Origin of the sequence: Thauera sp. 28, assembly GCF_000310145.2 — a bacterium.
Lineage (GTDB): Bacteria > Pseudomonadota > Gammaproteobacteria > Burkholderiales > Rhodocyclaceae > Thauera > Thauera mechernichensis.
In genome coordinates this window covers 1-696 of sequence record NZ_AMXA01000090.1, presented here as the reverse complement: position 1 = coordinate 696, position 696 = coordinate 1, and the positions used below count along the sequence as shown (strand labels likewise).

Genomic DNA, 696 nt, shown 5'->3' with positions numbered 1-696 from the left:
TCGCGCCCGTTCAGTTCGAGAAAGCCCCCCGAGGTGTTCGACGAGAAGCCTCGAATCGCCCCTTCCAACTGCTCCAACGAAACACCGAGCTCAGCCATACGGCGGGTGTCGGGCTGAACCTGGAACTGCCGCACCTCCCCGCCAATCGGGATGACTTGCGCGATGCCGGGGATCGCCATCAGGCGCGGACGAAGAACCCAGTCCGCATACTCTCGGACCTGCATCGGCGAGATCTTTGCCGTGTCGATCGGGATCGCGATCTGCATGATCTCGCCCATGACCGAGCTGATCGGCCCCATGCGCGGAATCACGTCTTCAGGCAACCCTTCCTCCATGGCTGAGAGGCGTTCCGACACCATCTGCCGGGCGCGGAAAATCTCGGTACTCCAGTCGAAGGTCACGTAGATGAAGGACAGCCCCGAGCTCGAGGTAGAGCGCACTGACTCCACGCCGGGCAAACCATTCATGGTGGTCTCGAGCGGAAAGGTGATGAGTTGCTCGACCTCCTCCGCCGCCATGCCGCCGGCTTCGGTCATGATCGTGACCGTCGGCTTGTTGAGATCCGGAAATACGTCCACGGGTGTTCGCGAAAGCGTGAACGCACCGTAGGCCATCAGTACCAGGCTGGCGATAATCACCAGCAGCCGGTTACCAAGGCTGTTGTCGAGTAGCCACTTGAACATCGGATAGACTCCC

General features: G+C 60.9%; 1 protein-coding gene. It reads right to left on the bottom strand.

Annotated features, from left to right (window positions below; translation table 11 throughout):
• The coding region (locus tag C662_RS19560; protein ID WP_037985277.1) for an efflux RND transporter permease subunit at positions 1 to 683 on the bottom strand (683 nt) is incomplete at its 3' end.
• Between the last annotated feature and the right edge of the window lie 13 nt (positions 684 to 696).